We start from the raw sequence: 676 nt of genomic DNA, 5'->3' as shown, positions 1-676 counted from the left end.
TGTACGCTTAGTCACTTAACCATACAACCCCAAGAGGTTTCGTATGGCAACAACCAAGGTTTCTCTGCTTGTTCTTTTGCAAGAGCAAGAGAGGATTTGTTTTCGCCGGACTCTACACAAGACACTTTAATGTGTTTGTTTTGAGAACTCGTATTTCTGATTCTAAATAAAGAAGCAAAAATACATTTGTAATTGAATCCAAAGATTCAATTTACTAGTCAGCTTTCCAGATTGTTAAAGAGCATGTATTTCATTTTCTCCAAAGAGAAAAGATCCACTTTCTAAAGACTTTCAGCGACACAAAATCGATCCAACAGCAGTATTTCGCTATTGAATCTGCTTTTGTGCAGAAAACATTTAGAGAGTGGTGGAGCTATGCGGGATCGAACCGCAGACCTCTTCGCTGCCAGCGAAGCGCTCTCCCAGCTGAGCTATAGCCCCATCGAGATGGATTCTTTCCGAAGAAAGGCTTTTTCTTTAGGCAAGGCATAGTATTTAGACGTTTAGTTCGCTAAACGAAAAATGCTATAACACAGCATAAAGGAAAAGTGGTGGGCGATACCGGGCTCGAACCAGTGACCCCCTCCTTGTAAGGGAGGTGCTCTCCCAACTGAGCTAATCGCCCACTGAGTTTTAATTCCTTGTGGAAGGAATGGTGGGTCGTGCAGGATTCGAA

2 tRNA genes are annotated in these 676 nt (G+C 42.8%); both read right to left on the bottom strand.

The window, feature by feature from the left end:
* Nucleotides 1-365: 365 nt before the first annotated feature.
* Nucleotides 366-441 (bottom strand) — tRNA-Ala (locus tag C9I89_RS22285).
* Nucleotides 442-549: 108 nt separating this feature from the next.
* Nucleotides 550-625: transfer RNA gene (locus C9I89_RS22280), tRNA-Val, on the bottom strand.
* Nucleotides 626-676: the final 51 nt, after the last annotated feature.

Source organism: Photobacterium lipolyticum (assembly GCF_003026475.1).
GTDB lineage: Bacteria > Pseudomonadota > Gammaproteobacteria > Enterobacterales > Vibrionaceae > Photobacterium > Photobacterium lipolyticum.
This window is presented reverse-complemented; position numbering and strand designations above follow the sequence as displayed.